At 64.7% G+C, this 18,881-nt stretch carries 18 protein-coding genes; 13 read left to right on the top strand and 5 right to left on the bottom strand.

Going from position 1 to position 18,881, the window contains the following annotated elements; translation table 11 throughout:
• The 3 genes from PMI42_RS31230 to PMI42_RS31220 all read right to left on the bottom strand — a co-directional run.
• A partial coding sequence (locus PMI42_RS31230; RefSeq protein WP_008142329.1) for a CHASE2 domain-containing protein occupies positions 1-1,742 on the bottom strand: 1,742 nt, incomplete at its 3' end.
• A 19-nt stretch (positions 1,743-1,761) separates the two neighbouring features.
• Positions 1,762-2,433 carry a hypothetical protein gene (locus PMI42_RS31225; RefSeq protein WP_008142327.1) on the bottom strand — a complete coding sequence of 224 codons (672 nt, stop codon included), beginning with the start codon at positions 2,431-2,433 and terminating at the stop codon, positions 1,762-1,764.
• 188 nt (positions 2,434-2,621) lie between these two features.
• A complete protein-coding gene (locus tag PMI42_RS31220; protein WP_008142325.1) occupies positions 2,622-3,746 on the bottom strand; it encodes an HD domain-containing phosphohydrolase in 1,125 nt (374 codons plus the stop codon).
• A 287-nt stretch (positions 3,747-4,033) separates the two neighbouring features.
• On the opposite strand from PMI42_RS31220, the gene PMI42_RS31215 reads away from it, so the two are divergent.
• The 13 genes from PMI42_RS31215 to PMI42_RS31155 all read left to right on the top strand — a co-directional run bounded on the left by PMI42_RS31215 (position 4,034) and on the right by PMI42_RS31155 (position 16,741).
• Complete coding sequence (locus PMI42_RS31215; RefSeq protein WP_008142321.1) at positions 4,034-4,357, top strand: STAS domain-containing protein; 324 nt, start codon at positions 4,034-4,036, stop codon at positions 4,355-4,357.
• Entirely contained in the window at positions 4,357-4,722 is a 366-nt protein-coding gene (locus PMI42_RS31210) for a response regulator (RefSeq protein WP_008142319.1), read from the top strand. The genes PMI42_RS31215 and PMI42_RS31210 overlap by 1 nt, the downstream gene beginning before the upstream one ends.
• Complete coding sequence (locus PMI42_RS31205) at positions 4,719-6,794, top strand: chemotaxis protein CheA (RefSeq protein ID WP_008142317.1); 2,076 nt, start codon at positions 4,719-4,721, stop codon at positions 6,792-6,794. The genes PMI42_RS31210 and PMI42_RS31205 overlap by 4 nt, the downstream gene beginning before the upstream one ends.
• Complete coding sequence (locus PMI42_RS31200; RefSeq protein ID WP_008142315.1) at positions 6,794-7,255, top strand: chemotaxis protein CheW; 462 nt, start codon at positions 6,794-6,796, stop codon at positions 7,253-7,255. Before PMI42_RS31205 ends, PMI42_RS31200 begins: the two co-directional genes overlap by 1 nt.
• Positions 7,256-7,292: 37 nt before the next feature.
• Positions 7,293-8,990: a methyl-accepting chemotaxis protein gene (locus PMI42_RS31195; protein ID WP_008142312.1), complete on the top strand. Its 1,698-nt coding sequence runs from the start codon at positions 7,293-7,295 to the stop codon at positions 8,988-8,990.
• Between the two features lie 36 nt (positions 8,991-9,026).
• A complete protein-coding gene (locus PMI42_RS31190; protein WP_008142310.1) occupies positions 9,027-9,515 on the top strand; it encodes a chemotaxis protein CheW in 489 nt (162 codons plus the stop codon).
• Between the two features lie 55 nt (positions 9,516-9,570).
• Positions 9,571-11,373 carry a methyl-accepting chemotaxis protein gene (locus PMI42_RS31185; RefSeq protein ID WP_008142308.1) on the top strand — a complete coding sequence of 601 codons (1,803 nt, stop codon included), beginning with the start codon at positions 9,571-9,573 and terminating at the stop codon, positions 11,371-11,373.
• Positions 11,374-11,513: 140 nt separating this feature from the next.
• Positions 11,514-12,368 (top strand): CheR family methyltransferase, encoded by an 855-nt coding sequence (locus PMI42_RS31180; RefSeq protein ID WP_008142306.1) that lies wholly within the window; start codon positions 11,514-11,516, stop codon positions 12,366-12,368.
• Between the two features lie 16 nt (positions 12,369-12,384).
• Positions 12,385-13,476: a protein-glutamate methylesterase/protein-glutamine glutaminase gene (locus PMI42_RS31175; RefSeq protein WP_008142304.1), complete on the top strand. Its 1,092-nt coding sequence runs from the start codon at positions 12,385-12,387 to the stop codon at positions 13,474-13,476.
• Positions 13,477-13,482: 6 nt separating this feature from the next.
• Entirely contained in the window at positions 13,483-15,204 is a 1,722-nt protein-coding gene (locus PMI42_RS31170) for a hypothetical protein (protein ID WP_008142302.1), read from the top strand.
• A 153-nt stretch (positions 15,205-15,357) separates the two neighbouring features.
• Positions 15,358-15,804, top strand: a complete 447-nt coding sequence (locus PMI42_RS31165) for a hypothetical protein (protein WP_008142300.1) — start codon at positions 15,358-15,360, stop codon at positions 15,802-15,804.
• 108 nt (positions 15,805-15,912) lie between these two features.
• The gene (locus PMI42_RS39815; RefSeq protein WP_008142298.1) at positions 15,913-16,197 is read left to right on the top strand and encodes a hypothetical protein; all 285 of its coding nucleotides are present in this window, start codon (positions 15,913-15,915) and stop codon (positions 16,195-16,197) included.
• Positions 16,198-16,312: 115 nt separating this feature from the next.
• Positions 16,313-16,741, top strand: a complete 429-nt coding sequence (locus tag PMI42_RS31155; protein ID WP_008142296.1) for a CHRD domain-containing protein — start codon at positions 16,313-16,315, stop codon at positions 16,739-16,741.
• Between the two features lie 15 nt (positions 16,742-16,756).
• Here PMI42_RS31155 and PMI42_RS31150 read toward each other — a convergent pair whose 3' ends face one another.
• Both PMI42_RS31150 and PMI42_RS31145 read right to left on the bottom strand, forming a co-directional pair.
• Complete coding sequence (locus tag PMI42_RS31150) at positions 16,757-17,122, bottom strand: VanZ family protein (protein WP_008142294.1); 366 nt, start codon at positions 17,120-17,122, stop codon at positions 16,757-16,759.
• Positions 17,123-17,280: 158 nt separating this feature from the next.
• On the bottom strand, positions 17,281-18,873 hold the full coding sequence (locus PMI42_RS31145) for an EAL domain-containing protein (protein WP_008142292.1): 1,593 nt from the start codon (positions 18,871-18,873) through the stop codon (positions 17,281-17,283).
• Between the last annotated feature and the right edge of the window lie 8 nt (positions 18,874-18,881).

The following is an 18,881-nucleotide window of genomic DNA, read 5'->3' as shown; positions in this document are numbered from 1 at the left end:
GGGGGGGGGGGGGGGGGGGAGCCGATATTGCCGACCACGGCTTCGCCGCTGTTGAGCCCGATGCGGTGCGACAGACCGTGGCCGGCGAAAGCGGGATTGTTGGCGTTGAGCTCCGCCAGCTTCTCGTGGCATTTCAGCGCGGCATGGACCGCATGGCGGGCATGGGCGGGATCGTCGGCGGGGGCGCCGAACATGGCGACGATGGAGTCACCGATATATTTATCGACATAGCCGCCATGGCCTTCGATGATGTCGGTCATGGCCGAGAGGTATTCGTTCATCAGCGTGACCAGCCCGCCCGGCGTCATCGTCTCCGCGATGGAGGAGAATCCGCTGAGGTCGGAGAAGAACATGGTGACGTTGCGCATCTCGCCGCCGAGCGCCGGCATCTTGCCGGAGCTGACCATGGTGTCGATCACTTCCGGCGCGAGATAGAACGCAAAGCTCTTGCGCAGGAAACGCTCGTCGCGATCGGCCAGCACGAAACGGTAGCCGGTCATCATCGCGAGCGCGGCAAGGCTCGCGAGCGCAGGCTCCGTCAGCGGCAGCGCCAGGGCGTGAACGAACGCGGCGACGGCAACGCCTGTGTAAACGACAGTGAGGCCGAACCAGGCGATCATCGCGCCGCCTGGTGCAAGCATGCAGGCCGCGAAAGCGATCACGGCCGCAAACAAGACCGTGAGAACGGTCCGCATGGGAAAGCCGGGCTCGGTGACGGCATCGTGCTCGATCAGGTTGCGGACCACGGTGGCGTGCACGAAGACACCAGCGATGTCGCTACGTGCCCGCTGTGCCGTGCTTGCCGGAACGGGCAGGGCGCATCGCGCGGCCGGCGTCCCATCGTGGCCGCCCGGCAGCCGCATCGAAGTCAGCTTGCGATCCTCGAAGTTGAGAATGGTGCCGAGCAGCACGACCTTGCCGTCGAACGCGCGGCGGAAGAAATCGCGGTCGCCTTTTTCGACGCAGGCTCGCAAATCGGCGAAGGAATAGGCCGGGATGTCGTGGCCGAGCCCGCGAAAATTGAGCGTCAGCGTATTCGGAACCGCACTCGGGATGGCATAGCCGGACAATTCGGCCGCACCGGATGACGCAATCTCGACCTTCGCGCCGAGTGCGCGCGCGGCGAGTTCGACGGCCATGGCGGGTACCGGCTTGCCGTCGATGGAGAAGGTGAGCGGCATTCGCCGGATGACATCGTCCGCGTCGGTGTGGACGTTGAGCGCGCGGACGTTGTTTCGCACCGCCAGTTGCTGCGCGCGATAGGGTGGCTCCGGATGGTCGTTGCTCAGGATCTCGCCGAGCACGAGCTTGCCGTTGTCGGAGATCTGCCGCAGGGCGATCAGATAGTCTCTGTCAAATCCTCTCATGCGGGTGCCGAGCGGCGCGTCGCCAAAGGGAATCTCCGACTGCTCGATCGAGTTCTTGAAGATGACGTCGAAACCGATCACCTTGGCGCCGCCGTCCGCAATGCTCCCGAGCACCCGGCCGATTTCGCGCGTCCAGGTCTGTGTCGGCGATCCCCTGAAAGGCGGGGTGTCGTAGGTCTCCCCGTCGATCGCGACGACGACGACCGGCGATGTCGCGGGATCGCGGCGGTCGCCGATGATCTTGCCGCGCAGGGCCGTGAGGATGTCGAGTGAGAGACCTTGCAGCGTCTGGAGCGGTGGCGACGTGAAGACCGCCCCCGCGATGAGCGCAATCAGGATCGCCGCAACGATGTCCCGCCTGCCGATCCGCCGCATCGCCCCGTCGCTAGCCCGCCTATTCGAGCCGCAGCAGGCGGCCGACGATCGGCGTCGGCGACGACGTGGCGCTGGCATCGACCTGGAAGGCGTAGCGTTTGGCGCCGAGAATGGCGAGGTAGCTGCCGCCCGGGGTCAGCGATTTCCCGGCCTTGGCAAAGTCGTAGAACTTGCCACCGACCATGATCTCGCTCTTGAGCGGCACGGTGATGGTCGGCTCCTTGCCGTCGGTGCGTTCGATCACCAGCGTGCTGCCGCTCTTGGCCTGAACCAGCGGAGAAACGCCGTAGAGCGTCGGCAGCTTGGCCGGCGGCGCGCCCTTGGCATCCGAGCGCATGGTCCGGAAGGTGGTCGCGGCGCTCTGGTTCGCCTCGCGCTCCGACAGCTTTGCGGCATTGGTATCGCAGGGCACCTTTTCCCGCTTGACCTCGCCGAGCTGCACGGTGCTCTGCTCGGCGCCGACCAGCACGACGCCTTCGCTGATGGTCTCGCGCTGGCAGGATTTGAGATAGCTGAGCGTGATGCTGGCCTTGGGCCCGAGCTTGATGATCTTGCCCGGTGCGACATAGTCCATGAACGCGATGCCGTCGACCTTGCCCTGGACGTCTTCGACGATCGCGGCCGGTGTCTCCGCCAAGGCGGGGGCCGCAAGACAGAACGCGCCGGCAGCGGCGCCGATCAGGCTTTTCATGGGAATCTCATCCAGTTCGACCGATGTATCGCCGGTCCCCGTCCTGGTCCGATGCTTAGCAGCAGGGCGCCCAGGCAAGTGTGACCAGAATCACTCTTTATATTATTGGTGCCACTTTAGCAGGAACAGGTTCAAGGCGGCGACCGGAGAAAACGCAGCCGCGGCAAGCTGTTGGCCGATAGATAATGTCAGTCGACCGGGACTGCCTCGACCGAACGGCTCTCCGCAGCACTCTCTATATCAGGAACGAGCGTGGCTTCTGTCTTCTGATATGGCGTCGCCTGCTGCCCGGCCGCGATCTCCATGACCTCGTCCCAGCGCGACAGGAAGGCCTCGACACAGGCCGGATCGAATTGCCGTCCTCTGTTTTCGACCAGGTAATTGCGCGCGACCTCGATCGGCATCGGCTCCTTGTAGGGCCGCCGTGTCGTCAGCGCATCGAAGACGTCGGCCACCGCGACCACGCGCGCGGCAACCGGGATCTCGTCCGTCCTGAGGCCGTTCGGATAGCCCGCGCCGTCCCAGCGCTCGTGATGTCCTGCGGCAATTTGCGCACCGAGCTGGATCAGCTCGCAGCCGGAATCCGCCAGGATCCGTTCGCCGATCGTCGCGTGGGTGCGGATCACCGCCATCTCCTCGTCGGTCAGCCGGCCCGGCTTGAGCAGGATGTTGTCGGGAATGGCGACCTTGCCGACGTCATGCAGGGGGGCGGCCAGATAGATGTCGCGGCAGAGCCGCGGCGGCAGGCCGAGCTGCTCGGCGATGATGCGGCTGTAGCGGGCGACCCGCAGCGTGTGCTCGCCGGTGTCGTTGTCGCGGTATTCGACCGCGAGCGCGAGCCGCAGGATGATCTCTTCCTCGCGCTCGCCGAGTTTTCGCGTCGCGGCCGCCACTTCGCTGGCCAGATGCGCGGCGCGGTCGTTGAGCTTGCGTACGGCTGCACCAAGCTGAATTAAATTCCGCAGGCGTACCGTCATCTCGACGCTCTGCGGCGCCTTCGGCAGGAAATCGGTTGCACCAGCCTGCAGCGCTTCCATTTTCACGTCATCCGTCTGCCGCGACGTGATCATCGCGATCGGAATGTCGGCGCAGCCGGGCAGGGTACGGAGCGTGCGGATGAAGCTGATGCCGTCCATATGCGGCATCTCGTAGTCGACCAGCACGAGGTCGAACACGCGCTCGCGCGCGCAAACCAGCGCTTCCACGGGATCGAGAAAGGTGGTGGCCTCGACCAGACCTTCCGCCTCGATATGCCGTTTCAGGAAGTTGAGGACAGAGCGGCTGTCGTCAACCAGAAGCGCTTGGGTCAGCATCGGCGGCCGGGCTCGTTCGGATGGCGAGGCATGACCTCAACAAGTAGCCGTTGTGATTTAACGCGAAGCAAACGTTTCACCTGCGGTGAACTGACTCAAGACTGCGCACAACGCATGAGAATTGAGCGGGCTATGCACGGATGCATGCAGACGCGAAGTTCTTCGATATGTGACCCGTAGTTGTACGGGGATATCCATTAGGGGTTTGAACACTCTCCGTCCCGAATAGTCGTCGCGCGGGATTCGCGTGATGCGTGCGGCGGATCCCGAGGAAATTTGGGGGACGAATGTCGTCTGATGCTACGGAGCCGAAGTGGTCCCTACGGCTGCCCGCGGATTGCAGCATTGCCGCGATCCGCAATGTCTATGACCTGATCCGCGAGGCCTTTGGCCGGCAGGACCGACTCGAGATCGACTGCTCCAGCGTCGACAAGGCCGACGTGACCTCGATCCAGCTGCTGCTGTCGACCGCCAGGACGGGCGAGGCCCAGGGCCGCCCGGTCGTGCTCAAATCATTCTCCCAGTCCCTGCGCAACACCCTTCGCCGCGCCGGCTTCGCCAGCGATGCGATGATCGATCAGCACTTCCCGCAAAAGAAAGATGGCGCCTAATGGCCACGATTCTCACGGTCGACGATTCCCCCAGCATCCGCCAGATGATCAAGGTCGTGCTCGAGCCGGCCGGTCACAACGTGATCGAGGCCGGTGACGGCGCGCAAGGGCTCGCCAAGGCGCAGGCCGGCAAGCTCGACCTCGTCATCACCGACCTCAATATGCCCGTCATGAACGGGCTGGAGCTGATCCGGGCGCTGCGCAAGCTGCCGAGCGCGGTCGGCATGCCCATCGTGTTCCTGACCACCGAATCCAACGACACGGTGAAGCAGGAAGCCAAGAGCGCGGGCGCCACCGGCTGGATCACCAAGCCGTTCAAGCCCGAGCAGCTGCTCGCCGTCGTCGGCAAGTTGGTGCGTGCATGAGTGCGATGGACCCGACAGAGGTCTTTCGCCAGGAAGCCAGCGAGCTGTTCGAGGTCCTGGAAGGGGCCTTGCTCGATCTCGGCCAGCGTCCCGACGACCGCGAGCTGGTCGATTCCGCCTTCCGCGCCCTGCATACGATCAAGGGCTCGGGCGCCATGTTCGGCTTCGACAAGGTCGCCTCCTTCACCCACGAATTCGAGACGGCCTTCGACCGCGTCCGCAAGGGCGAGATCAAGCCGACCCAGGAACTCATCTCGGTCGCGCTGGCCGCCAAGGACTACATCCGCGCCCTGATCGAGGACCCCCAGTCGACCGACGATATCATCGGCGAAGGCATCCTCGACGACCTCAAGCGCTTCGTGTTCTCCGACCCGCCTGCCGCTCCTGTCGTCGAGATCGCGGTGGCGCCGCCACTGGCGCCAGCCGAGAGCAAGCAGGCCGGCTGGCACCTGTATCTCGAATTCGAATCCCACATCCTGCGCAACGGCTCGAACCCGCTCGACCTGCTGGAAGACCTCTGCAAGCTCGGTCCCTGCTTCGTCGTGCCTGTCACCGACGGCATCCCCTTCCTGGACGAGATGGAGCCGGAAGACTGCTATCTGAAGTGGGACGTCAAGCTGCACGCGGCCTGCGACAAGGACGCGATCGATGACGTCTTCATGTTCGTCTCGGACGAGATGAAGCTGACGCTCTCGCCGCTGGAGCAAGTCGAAGCGCCCGCGCCGATGCCGCTGTTTCAACTCCTTGACGAAGAGCCGGCTCCCGTGGCCGAGATGGCTGCGCCGGTGGTCGAGGTGGCTGCTGCCCCGGTTGCCGTGCAGCCTGCCGCAAAGCCGGAACCGAAATCTGAATCCAGGCCGGAGCCTAAGGCCGAGGCCAAGCGTGACGATCGCGGTATCGCTACGGTCCGCGTTCAGGCCGAGCGTCTCGACGAATTGATGGACCGCGTCGGCGAGCTTGTGATTGCTCAGGCCCGCCTGACCCAGCTCGCCGCCTCCGGCTCCGATCTCTCGATCAAGATGATCGCCGAGGAGATCGAACGCCTCGCCTCCAGCCTGCGCGACACCACGATGGGCGCGCGCATGGTGCCGATCGGCTCGCTGTTCGGCCGCTTCCGCCGCCTGATCCATGATCTGTCGCGGGACCTGTCGAAGCCGGTCGACTTCGTCACCACCGGCGAGGACACCGAGCTCGACAAGACCATGATCGAGTGCCTGGCCGATCCGCTGGTGCATTTGATCCGCAACGCCATCGATCACGGCATCGAGGATACCGCGACCCGCTCGGCCAACGGCAAGACCGAGCAGGGCCGGATCGAGCTCGCCGCCGTTCATTCCGGCGCGCAGGTGCTCGTCACCGTGAAGGACAATGGCGGCGGTCTCAACACCGCGCGCATTCGCGCGAAGGCGGAAGAGCAGGGGCTGATCGCGGCCGGCGCCGTGCTGACCGATCACGAGATCCATCAATTCCTGTTCCACCCGGGCTTCTCGACCGCGCAGACCATCTCGGCGCTGTCAGGCCGCGGCGTCGGCATGGACGTCGTCAAGCGCACCATAGAGAACATGCGCGGCACGATCGACCTGTCGACGAAGCCGGGCCAGGGCACCACGGTCACGCTGCGCCTGCCGCTGACGCTCGCGATCATCGAGGGGCTGCTGATCCGGGTCGGCGAAGGCCGCTACATCATTCCGCTGTCGGCGGTGGAGGAATGCATCGAATTGACGGCCGAGGACGAGCGCTCGCGCGGCCGCAATTTCCTCAACGTGCGCGGCAACCTCGTACCCTTCCTCAGGCTGCGCGAGATCATGACCGCGACGGGCGCGCCCGACCGGCACCAGAAGACGATCATCATTTCGACCGGCGAGACCCACGTCGGTCTTGTCGCCGACCAGATCATCGGCAACCACCAGACCGTGATCAAGTCGCTCTCCAAGCTGCACTCCGATGTCACCATCTTCTCCGGCGCGACCATCCTGGGTGACGGCACGGCGGCGCTGATTCTCGACGTCGCGCAGCTCGTCGCGCTGGCGCAGTCGAAGGTCGAGAAGCAGCACATCAGCGAGGCGGCGTGATGAACGACGGTTTGACCAGCGAACACCAGGCCGATGCGATGCAGGTCGTGATGATCGGCCTCGGCGAGGAGAAGTTCGCCCTCGACGCGGGGCTCGTGCGCGAGATCATCGATCCCGTGCCGGTGACCAAGGTCGCCGGTGCGCGGGCCTTCGTTCCCAGCGTCATCAACGTGCGCGGCAACGTCATTCCGCTCGCGGATCTGCGCATCCGCTTCGGCATGCCGCAGCTCGACGATTCGGCCGATACGCGCATCGTCGTCATCGAGATCGAGCTCGACGGCGAGCCGGTGCTGGTCGGCGTCACCGCGGACAAGGTCTACGAGGTCACGGAGATCTCGCAGACCGACGTGCAGCAGACGCCGCGCGTCGGCATGCATTGGAAGCCGGAATTCATTCGCTTCATCGCCAAATGGCGTGAAGAGTTCGTCATCGTTCCGAACATGGAACGCATTCTGAATTGAAATGAGGTCTCGGACGAGACTGGGTTGGGGGCTGGAAATGAGATTTACGGTCAAGGCAAAGCTTGCCAGTGCGTTCGGTGTGGTTCTGTTGCTCTCGATAGCGGCGGGCGGCCTCGCTTATGTAAAGCTGACCGAGATGATCGACACCGCCGATAGCCTGGTGTCGCGCGCCAACCGCATGGAGCGAGCTGCCGAAATCGAGAAGGGGATTCTCCTTCAGGTTCGTGCTGAGAAGAACCTCCTGCTCGCGCCCGACAGCGAGGCAGAACGCTTCATCGCGGAGATCGCCAAGCAGCGCGAGACGCTTCTGAAGCTGAAGGAAGAGATCCATGCGGCAGCGTCCGCCGAGGGCAAGAAGCTCATCGAGACCTTTGGCACCGCCTATGCGCAGATGAACGCGGTTCAGGATGACGCCCTCAAGACCGCCCGGACCGACAAGACGAAGGCGGCTGAGCGCTCAATGACCGATGTCCGCAAGGCCGTCGGCGACGCCATGGAAGCCGCCAACGCCTACGTCATGAATTCCAAAAAGAACATGGCCAACCAGGCGGCGCAGGCTCACGAGGATGGCAATCGCGCCCACATCCTGCTGATCTCGGCCGTGTTGGCGTCGCTTGTGATCGGCCTGATCGCCGCCATCTGGATCTCCATCAGCATTTCCCGTGGCCTCAGCCGTGCGGTGGGCCTTGCCGGCGCGGTGGCGGGCGGCGATCTCAGCCAGACGATCAACGTCTCCAGCAATGACGAGATCGGCGATCTCGTCAAATCGCTGAACGTGATGGTGGAAAAGCTCCGGCAGGTGGTCGAGGAGGCTCTTACCGCGGCCAGCAACGTTTCCGCCGGAAGCCAGGAACTCTCCGCCAGCGCCGAGCAGCTCTCGCAGGGCGCGACCGAGCAGGCCTCATCCGCCGAGGAAGCCTCTTCCTCGATGGAGGAGATGGCCTCGAACGTGAAGCAGAACGCCGACAACGCCAACCAGACCGAGAAGATCGCGGCGCGATCGGCACAGGACGCCGAAGCCAGCGGCGTCGCTGTCGGCCGTGCCGTCCAGGCGATGCAGACGATCGCCGAGAAGATCACGATCGTACAGGAGATCGCGCGCCAGACCGACCTGCTCGCCCTCAACGCCGCGGTCGAGGCCGCGCGGGCCGGCGAGCACGGCAAGGGTTTTGCGGTGGTCGCCTCCGAAGTACGCAAGCTCGCCGAACGCAGCCAGGCGGCGGCGGCCGACATCGGCACGCTGTCGACCGAAACCGTGAAGGTCGCCCGGGAGGCCGGCGACATGCTGTCCAAGCTCGTGCCCGACATCAAGAAGACCGCAGAGCTGGTCCAGGAGATTACGGCAGCCTGCCGCGAGCAGGACGTCGGCTCCGCCCAGATCAACCAGGCGATTCAGCAGCTCGACAAGGTCGGCCAGCAGAACGCCAGCGCCTCCGAGCAGGTGTCCTCGACCTCCGAGGAGCTCGCCTCGCAGGCCGAGCAGCTTCAGTCGACCATCTCGTTCTTCCGGATCGAGCATGCCGGCCGCGGTGAGGCCGCCGCGCCTGCGCCGATCGATCGCGCCGTCACCCAGCTCCGTGCCAAGGCCGCTCACATGGCGGCCGCGGACCGTGGTGCGAAGAAGCCCGCACCTGCCCGCAAGCCGGCGCGCGCGATGAAGGTCGCTGGTGGCGGCGGCTTCGCCTTCGACATGCATGACGGCGAGGACGACCGTGACGCCGAGTTCCAACGCTGATTGCAATCTGAAAACCATCTGACTTGGAACTGCAACATGGCCGCCACCTCGCAATATCTGACGCTCGGGCTCGCCGGCGAGACGTTCGGCATCAGCATCCGCAATGTCCGGGAAATTCTCGACATGCGGCCGATCTCGCGCCTGCCGCATGCGCCGAACTTCCTGCTCGGCATGATCGACGTGCGCGGCGCCGGTTACCCGATCGTCGATCTCCGGACCAAGCTCGGCCTGCCGGCCGTGGCGGCGACGGAGGCGACCCGCATCATCATCCTCGACGTGCCGATGAAGGACCGTCTGGTCGGCGTCGGATTCGTCGCCGACTGCGTGTTCGAGGTCACTGACATCGACGAGCAGGCGATCGAGCCGATCCCCGAAGTGGGCGGCAAATGGCAGTCCGATTATGCTGCCGGCATTGGCCGCAAGGGCGAGAAATTCGTCGTGATCTTCGATCTCGCCAAGCTGATGGCACATGACGAGATTCCGGAAGGGCGTAACGCGGCAGCGGATTCATCTCGCGCCGCCTGAGTTTGCAAGTGCGTGGTCAAGCGTAAGCACCCCAATTCGAACCAACGAGACTGACATGAGATTCACCGTCAAAGCCAAGCTTGCCAGCGCCTTCGGCATCGTCATCCTGCTGTCCATGATCGCCGGCGCGATCGGTTACATGAAGCTGGCCGACATGGTCGGCACCACCGAGGTTCTGGTCAGCCGTGCAGGCCGCATGGAAAAGGCCGCCGAGCTGAAGGAAGGCATCTTGTTCCTGGTGCGTGCGGAGAAGAACTCGATTCTCGCGGCGTCCGATGCGGAACACGAACAGTTCCGGGCCGATCTCATCAAGAACCGCGAAGCGGTGGCCAGGTCCAAGGACGAGATCTACGCCGCGGCCAGCGAAGGCGGCAAGAAGCTGATGGAGGTCTTCAACGTCGCGTTCGCCAAGCTGAACGCCTATCAGGATGAGACGGTTCAGCTTGCCAAGACCGACAAGCCGAAGGCGCTGGATCGCTCCATGCATGACGGCCGCAAGGTCGTCGCGGACGCGCTGGACGCGGCCGACGGCTACATCAAGAACGTCAAGAAGAACATGGCCGAGCAGGCCGAACAGGCCAAGCAGGACGGCGCCCGCGCCGAGATGCTGCTGATGAGCCTGGTGATCGCCTCGCTGCTGATCGCCGTGGTTGCCGCGACCTGGATTGCGCTCAACATCAGCCGTGCTCTGGCTCAGGCCGTCGGCCTTGCGGACGCGGTGGCGATCGGCGACCTCAGCCACAAGATCGAATCCTCAAGCAATGACGAGATCGGCGATCTCATCAAGTCGCTGAACGCGATGACCGTGAATTTGAATGCGACGGCGGCGCTCGCCAACCAGATCGCGCAGGGCGATCTCACGGTCGAAGCCAAGCCGCTGTCGGACAAGGATACGCTCGGCCTCGCGCTCGAGCGCATGGTGGAAAAGCTCCGCCAGATCGTGTCGGAAGCGCTGACCGCCGCGCAGAACGTCTCCGCCGGCAGCCAGGAGCTCTCGGCGAGCGCCGAGCAGCTCTCGCAGGGCGCGACCGAACAGGCCTCGTCCGCCGAGGAAGCCTCCTCCTCGATGGAGGAGATGGCCTCGAATGTGAAGCAGAACGCCGACAACGCCAACCAGACCGAGAAGATCGCGGCGCAGTCGGCCAAGGACGCCGAGGCCAGCGGTGCCGCCGTCGGCCGCGCCGTCAACGCAATGCAGACCATCGCCGAGAAGATCACGATCGTGCAGGAGATCGCGCGCCAGACCGATCTGCTCGCGCTCAACGCCGCGGTCGAGGCCGCGCGCGCCGGCGAGCACGGCAAGGGGTTTGCGGTCGTCGCCTCCGAGGTCCGCAAGCTCGCCGAACGCAGCCAGGCGGCCGCCGCCGAAATCGGCACGCTGTCGACCGAAACCGTCAAGGTTGCGCAGGAAGCCGGCAACATGCTCTCCAAGCTCGTCCCTGACATCAAGCGGACGGCCGAGCTCGTCGAGGAGATCACCGCGGCCTGCCGCGAGCAGGACGTAGGCTCGGCCCAGATCAACCAGGCGATCCAGCAGCTCGACAAGGTCGGCCAGCAGAACGCCAGCGCCTCCGAGCAGGTGTCCTCGACCTCGGAAGAGCTCGCCTCGCAGGCCGAGCAGCTCCAGTCGACCATCGCCTATTTCCGGATCGAGCAGGGACGCAGCCAGGCGGCCGCACCGATCGATCGCGCGGTGAACCAGCTGCGCGCCAAGGCCGCTCACATGGCGGCCGCCGAGCGTCCGGCCAAGCGGCCGCAGGCCAAGCCGGTGCGCGCCATGAAGGCGGCCGGTGGCGGCGGTTTTGCCTTCGACATGAATGACGGCGAGGACGATCGGGACGCCGACTTCCAGCGCTAGGACTCTTCCAGGGATCGGCCCACCCCTTCACCGGTGGGTCGATCCGACTTCAATAACTGGCGTAAACGCGTGGGATTCAAGATGGCCCGTTCGGCCCGACATTCAGTGCAGGCGGCCATCGCGGATCGGAGCATTCAGCCATGATGCCCGCCGTGCAGGATACGGCCGTGCATCTGTCCGACCGCCACTTCCGGACCATCGCCGAATTGATCGAAGGCCAGGTCGGCATCAAGCTGCCGCAGGGCAAGCGGCTGATGCTGGAGGGGCGGCTGCACAAGCGGGTGCGCGCGCTGAACTTCTCCGACCTCAACGAATATGTCGACAACCTGTTCGAGGCCGAACATTTCGACACCGAGCTCACGCATCTCATCGATGTGGTGACGACCAACAAGACCGACTTCTTCCGCGAGCCGCAGCACTTCACCTTCATGCGCGATGTCGCGATCCCGGCCCTGCTCAAGCTGCACGGGCGCAAGAGCGCGAACCTGAAGATCTGGAGCTCGGCGAGCTCGACCGGCATGGAAGCCTACACCACCGCCATGGTGCTGGACGACATGACCCGGAATGGCTCGCGCTTCCAGTACCGCATTCTCGGGACGGATATTTCAACGGCGGTGCTGCGCCTCGCCAAGACCGCGATCTACACCCGCGACGTGCTTGCACCGGTGCCAGAGCCGTTCGTGAAGCGATATTTCCTGTCGTCGCGGGACAAGTCGCGCGGCGAGGTGCGGGTGGTGCCGGAATTGCGGCGCATGGTGCATTTCATGCGGATGAACCTCATGGATGCGTCCTATCCGGTCGACCGCGATGTCGACATCATTTTCTGCCGCAACGTCCTGATCTATTTCGAGCGCGAGACGCAGCGCAAGGTGATCGAGCAATTGTGCAGCCATTTGCGGCCCGGCGGCTATCTCCTGGTCGGGCATTCGGAATCGATGATTCACAGTGCCGTGCCGGGTTTGAAGCAAGTGCAGCCAACCATTTTCCAGGTCTAGCCGGAGCGCAACCAGAATGCCGAGGGAGAAAGTTCGCGTACTGATCGTGGACGATTCGGCGTCGGTGCGCCAAATCCTGCAAACGATCCTCAATGAGGACCCTGATATCGAGGTGATGGGCGCGGCGTCCGATCCGTTTGCCGCGGCGCGTCGTCTCCAGAACGAAATCCCTGATGTCATGATCCTCGACCTGGAAATGCCGCGCATGGACGGCATGACCTTCCTGCGCAAGATCATGGCGCAGCGTCCGATTCCCGTGATCATCTGCTCCTCGCTCACCGAAGAAGGCTCGAACGTGATGTTCGAGGCGTTCGAGGCCGGCGCCGTGGATATCGTACCGAAGCCGAAGATCGACACGCGGCAGGCACTGCTCGAATGCTCCACGCGGCTGCGTGAAGCGGTGAAGTCGGCAGCGCGCGCGCGGGTACGGCCGCGCTCGGAACGCCGGACGATCGAGAAGAAGCTTACCGCCGACGCCATCATCCCGCCGCCCGTGCAGGGCAAGGTCCGGCCGACCACGGAGCGCATCGTGTGCATCGGGGCCTCGACCGGTGGAACCGAAGCGCTCAACGACGTGCTCGAGATGCTGCCGCCGCACTGTCCTCCCATCGTCATCGTCCAGCACATGCCGGCAGGCTTCACCGCGGCCTTTGCCCGGCGCCTCGACAGCGTCTGCCAGATTCGGGTCAAGGAGGCCGAGGACGGCGAGCCGGTGCTGCCGGGTTGCGCCTATATCGCGCCGGGTGCCCGCCACATGCTGCTCCAGCGCATCGGCCTGCGCTACCAGATCGCGATTAAGGACGGCCCGCCGGTGTCGCGGCATCGTCCCTCCGTCGACGTGCTGTTCCGCTCGGCCGCCCAGCATGCGGGCGCCAATGCGCTCGGCGTCATCATGACCGGCATGGGCGACGACGGTGCGCGCGGCATGCTGGAGATGCGCAAGCTCGGCGCCTCCACCCGCGCGCAGGACGAAGAAAGCTGCGTCGTGTTCGGCATGCCCAAGGAAGCCATCGCCCATGGCGGCGTCGAGAAGGTGGTGTCGCTGCACCACATTCCGCGCGAGATCATGCTCTGGTACCAGGCCGGGCATGTGGCGGCGGTGGGCTGATCGCAAATGTCTTCCATTCCGACCAACACGCTTACTGAAGCGACCGCCGCGATCGAGGACGTCTCCTCGCGCATCGAGGACGTCTTCGCGCGCGTCGGTCAGGAACTCGGCCGCGGCCAGATCATCTTCAAGGAACTGAACCTGGGTCTCGCGACGCTCGCCGGGGAACTCGCCGGCGCCGAGATCGAGGGCGCTGCCACCGCGTTGCAGGAGATTTCGGCGCGGCTCAGCGAGCTCGCGCAGGCGTTGCCGGCCGAGAGCGCGCTGCTCGCGACGATTGGTACCAGCACCGCCGAGGCATCGTCCCTGCTCAAGCCGCTGTTCAAGCATATCGGGATGATCACCATCATTGCGCGCAGCGCGCGGATCGAGGCGGCCTCGCTCGACGGCGACCGCGAAGGCTTTCTCGCCTTCACGCAGGAGGCTTACGATCTCGGCAGGGCCGTGCAGGGCTCGATCGAGGGCTGCGCAAAAGACCAGCAGCGCCTGTCGGAAGCCGTCGCCACCGCGTCCGGGCGGCAGAAGGAATTCGAGAGCCGCTACCGGAGCCAACTGGTATCGGAGAGCGCCGAACTCGGCGAAGCCTATTCCGGATTGCGCGACCAGCGCCGCAACAGCAGCCAGCTCGCCGACCTCGCAAGCGCCAGCACCAGGAAGATCGCCGAGGCGGTCGGCGGTGCCATCATTTCCTTGCAGGCGGGCGACAGCACGCGCCAGCGCCTCGAGCATGTCTGTCACGGCCTCGGCCTCGCGTCGGGATCGTCCCCGAGCCTCGTTCCCGAACCGATTGCGAGCGACGACGGCGCGCGCGCGATCTGCCAGTTGCAGGCGGCCCTGCTTCGGGACGCCCAGCGCGAATTCGGCGGCGATATCGGCCAGATCGTCCGAGCATTGACGGCGATCCTGCACGACGCGGGCAGCGTCGTCGGTAATGGCCGCACGCTGTTCGGCGGCGAAGCTGGTGGCTCGTCATCGTTCCTCGCGCGCATCAAGCAGACGCTGGCGCACGCCTCGACGTTGATTGCGACGTGCGAGAGCGCCGGCCGCTCGGTCGACGAGGCGCTGGCCATCGTCGAGGACACGCTGGCGAAATTTCGCCAGGCGATCGCAGGCCTTGCCGAGGCGACCGTCGACATCACGCTGATCGGCATGAATGCCGGCCTCAAGGCCAGCCATCTCGGCAGCCGCGGCAGCGCCTTCGTCGTGATCGCCAACGAGCTCAAGGCGACCGCCGACCAGGTCTCGGTGGGCGCCGGACGCTTGCGGCCCGTGCTCGATGGTATCGAGCGCTCCGCCAAGAAGCTGAGGGAGCTCCGCGTGCGGGGCGACCGGACGCAGCTCGCAAAACTCGAGCCGCAGATCCTCCAGGCGCTGCGCGAGGTCGAGGCCGGCAACGACCGGCTCGGCAAGCTGATGAGCCGGCTCGTCGACGAAGGTGCCGAATTCGAAGGCCTGATGAATTCCGCGCAAGGCCTGATGAACAGGCTCGGCGAAGGTTCCGCGGCATTACCCGCGGTTGCCGCGCGCCTCGAGACCGCGAGTGCGGGCGCGCAGCGTCCGCAAGCGCATGACGAGGCCATCCTGGACGATCTGTTCGCCCGCTACACGATGGAACGTGAGCGCGACGTCCACCGCGAGTTCCTGCAAAGGCTCGGGCTTGCGTCGATCGCCACCACGCGGCGGGTCGAGGCGGTCGAGGCCGCCGATGACGGCATAGAATTGTTTTGATGTTGGTGCCGGCCCCGCCTTGCGCGTCGGCGGCAATTCGATGGATTGGATTTTCGGGGCATTAACCTTGCCCAAAGGGCTGGCACTTCGGTCATTGTCGCGCCCCAGAGTTGGTCGCAAATACACATCAATTTTCACGTCGAGAAATTTTCCATGTTGAAAGACGGCAAATACGCTGCCTGGTTCAGGACCCCGCGTGGCCAGGGCACGGGTCTGGTGGATCTGGCCGAGGGCCGGATCTCCGGCAGCGACAGCTTCTTCACCTATGGCGGCTCGTATTGTGTCGAGGAGAGGCGTTTCTCGGCAGTCCTCACCGTGAACCGGCATGCTGATGGCCCGCCGAGCGTGTTCGGGCTGGACGAGGTCGAGGTCAGTCTTGCGGGCATGTGCAACGGCGCGGTGGCGACCTGCTCGGGAACGGCCAGAGAAGCGCCCGACGTGACGTTCGAGGCGACGCTGATCTACAGCCAGGAAGCCGCGCCGGTCGCCGACGCCCGAGGCGCCGTGGTCAAGCTTAACGCCGACAAGCTGCCCAAGGGCCTCGACCATCGCTCGCGGTCGCGTCATCTGTTCACGCCGCCCAAGACGCCGGTGTCTTAGCGTTGCATTGACGCTGTTGTCGCGAAAACTCCGGACGCCCGGATCGCGGCAACCGTGCCTTTAGAGGTCAAATTTAGGTTGAGGCCATAACAAGGGACGGACAGGGACATGCCTCAAATCTGGATGACATACGACGAACTCGCGACGCTCAGCGGCTGTAGCGCTACCGAGGCCAGGATGCAGGCGATGCATCTCTCGCTCGATCGCCGCAAAAGCCGCGACGGGACGACCCGCGTCAAGCTGAACCTCGCATTGATGGCCCGGTTCTTCCAGACCATTCGCGAAGCGGAATTCGATCTCGATGACGCGATCGGGGCGCTGCGCGATACTCACCAGCAGATGTCCGGGGGCCGCTCAAACGATTACCGGGGCCTGCGACGTGGAGTGGCGTGAGCCGGCACGGTAGGCTCCGCTCGAATCAGGCATAATCATCCCGCCGGAATTTGGTGTGACCGCCGGTGTTCCACATCGGACCGGCCAGAATGGTCACGATCGGGAGGATGATGTCATGAAGAAAGCCCTCTACCTGGCGGGTGCGATGGTTGCTGCGCTCCCGCTCGGTCTTTCGACCATCACTAACGCCGAGGTGGTTAAGTTGCAGGCCGAATTGAAGGGCAGCAATGAGGTGCCGCCGAACACGAGTTCCGGTTCCGGCAAGGCCGAGGCCAGCTTCGATAGCGATACCAGGTTTCTGACCTACACGGTCACCTATACCGGTCTCAGCGGACCGGCGTTGGGAGCACACTTCCATGGACCCGGCGAGGCCGGCAAGAACGCCGGAATCGCGCTTCCATTCAAGTCAACGGAAAGTCCAATCCAGGGCACGGCAACTCTCACCGATACGCAGGCCGCGGATCTTCTCGCCGGCAAATGGTATGCGAACATCCACACGGCGGCGAATCCAGGCGGTGAGCTGCGCGGGCAGATGGCGAAGTAGAGCCTTTCGGCTGCTCTAGGCCGGCGGTCTCGGCAGGAACGCCAAAATCGTCTGGGCAAGCAGAACGCCAACAGTGCCCCCGGCAGCCTTTTGCAGGACATCGATAAATTGAGGATCGCGATCCGGCACCAGCGATTGCAATAGCTCGAGGCTGACCGCAACGGCAATCACGAGGGCGCTCGCCAGCTTGATGCGCCCCGGTAGGAGGAAAGACACCAGAAAGCCAAGCAGGCAATAGGCGCTGAAGCGCTCGATGATGACCACCCAATAGGCTTCGGCATGGCCCATGAGTGCAGGCCTGCCCGACAGCTTGGAAAGCGTGGCATAGACGATGAGCGCGAGGCAGATTGCCGCGGCTGCGATGAAATGGTTACGACGCATTGCAGCATGATAGCCGGTCGCTCGCCGCGACGCTTCCGAAAGCCGAGAACATCGTTAAGTTCCGCGGGTCGCTGCGGCGTTTGTGACTGGTGGTTCGCAAGGGGACGTCGTGGCGCGGAGCGTGTCGCCCGACTGTCCAGAATCGGGGCGGCGATCGGTCAGGCCACCAGCGCTACGGTGCCGTCCGGCGTTGCGGCCGCGCTCGTCATGTGCCGCGATTCAACCAGCTCGCAGAATTTCTTGAGCGGCAGTGGCGCCGCGACGAGATAGCCCTGGCCCTCTTCGACGCCGCAGGAGATCAGCGCGCTGGCCTGCTCCTCGGTCTCGATGCCTTCGGCCACCACCGTCATGTGGAAATCTCTCGCGAGCGCCACCAGCATTTCCACGATCGTCGTGGTCGAGGCGTCCACCGTGATGGTGTCGACGAAGAACTTGTCGATCTTGATCGTGTTGGCGCCGAGCCCCTTCAGCCGCGACAGCCCACTGTGGCCGACGCCGACGTCGTCGATGGCGACGCGGAAGCCGTAGTCGCGCAGCTCGCGCACCACGGCGGCCGCGCGCGCGAGATCGTCGAGCTCGTCGCGCTCGGTCACCTCGACCACGATCTGTCGCGCTGACACTTTCATCGCGGCGACCGCGCTGCGCAGGGCTCCGACGAAGCCTTCGCTCAGGAGGTGCTTCGGCACGACGTTGAACGACAGCTTGAACTCCTTGTCGGCCTTGAGGTGAGGCTGGAGGTCGGTCAATGCGCGGCCCAGGATCTGCCAGGTCATGGCTTCGATGCGTCCGCTGGATTCCGCCAGCGGAATGAAGTTCATCGGCGGGACGATCGAACCGTCCTCGCGCAGCCAGCGCGCGAGGATCTCGCAGCCCTTGATCCGGCCCGTCCTGAGATCGAAGATCGGCTGGAAATACGGCCTGAACTCGCCGCGCGCCAGGCCGCGATCGAGGTCGGCGACAGGGCCCTCCATGCGCCGGGTCCGCGACAACAGCACGCCGAACAGCAGGCCGAGCGCAATCGCAACCGCCATTGCCGGCCAGTAAGCCTCGGTATTCCACGTCGAGAGCACGGTCCTGTCGATGCGGATGACGGTGCGCAGCGGATAGCGCGCCGAGCTCCTGGCGAACTCGACCGGATGCGGCAGCGCCTTGTTGGCGTCGAGCATGAATTCGCCGAGCTGCGCGCCGTTGTTGAGCGCCAGCAGCACTTCGCCATGCGCGCGGAGCTCGGCCGGCATGATGTCGAACAGGTTGGCGTTGACGCCGAGGATCGCGACCAGCGCCTTGTTGTTGCCGATGTCCCTGAGCACGCCAAGTGCGTCGCCACCGAACTGCTCGACGCGGAACAGCATCAACCCGGAATCGCGCGAGGCGAGCATGTCGCCGCGATCGGCCCAGCCCCTGTCGAACTCGAGCGTCTCGGAATAGGCCGAGCAGATCACCGAGCCGTCCGAATTGACGAGGCGGACATCCTTCACAGCGGATCGCTGATAGACGTGCAGACGGATGGCCTGGAGCGAAGCGGCATCGCACGTGGCGAGCCCGCGGCCTGCCAGTTCGTCGAGGCTTGCGGCGGCAAAGTCGACGGCGAATTCGGACCGGCGCAGCACGACATCGGTCAGTTCGTCGAGCTGGTGCGCCTGCTGGTCGTGGATGAAGCGTGTCACGGCGACATGACCGGCGAGGGTGAACGCCGCCATGCTTGCAAGCACGAGCGCCACCAGCGTGAATTTCGACCGTGCCGATGCCATCCCGGCCT

The sequence above is a fragment of the Bradyrhizobium sp. YR681 genome, from assembly GCF_000282615.1.
Classification (GTDB): domain Bacteria; phylum Pseudomonadota; class Alphaproteobacteria; order Rhizobiales; family Xanthobacteraceae; genus Bradyrhizobium.
This window is presented reverse-complemented; position numbering and strand designations above follow the sequence as displayed.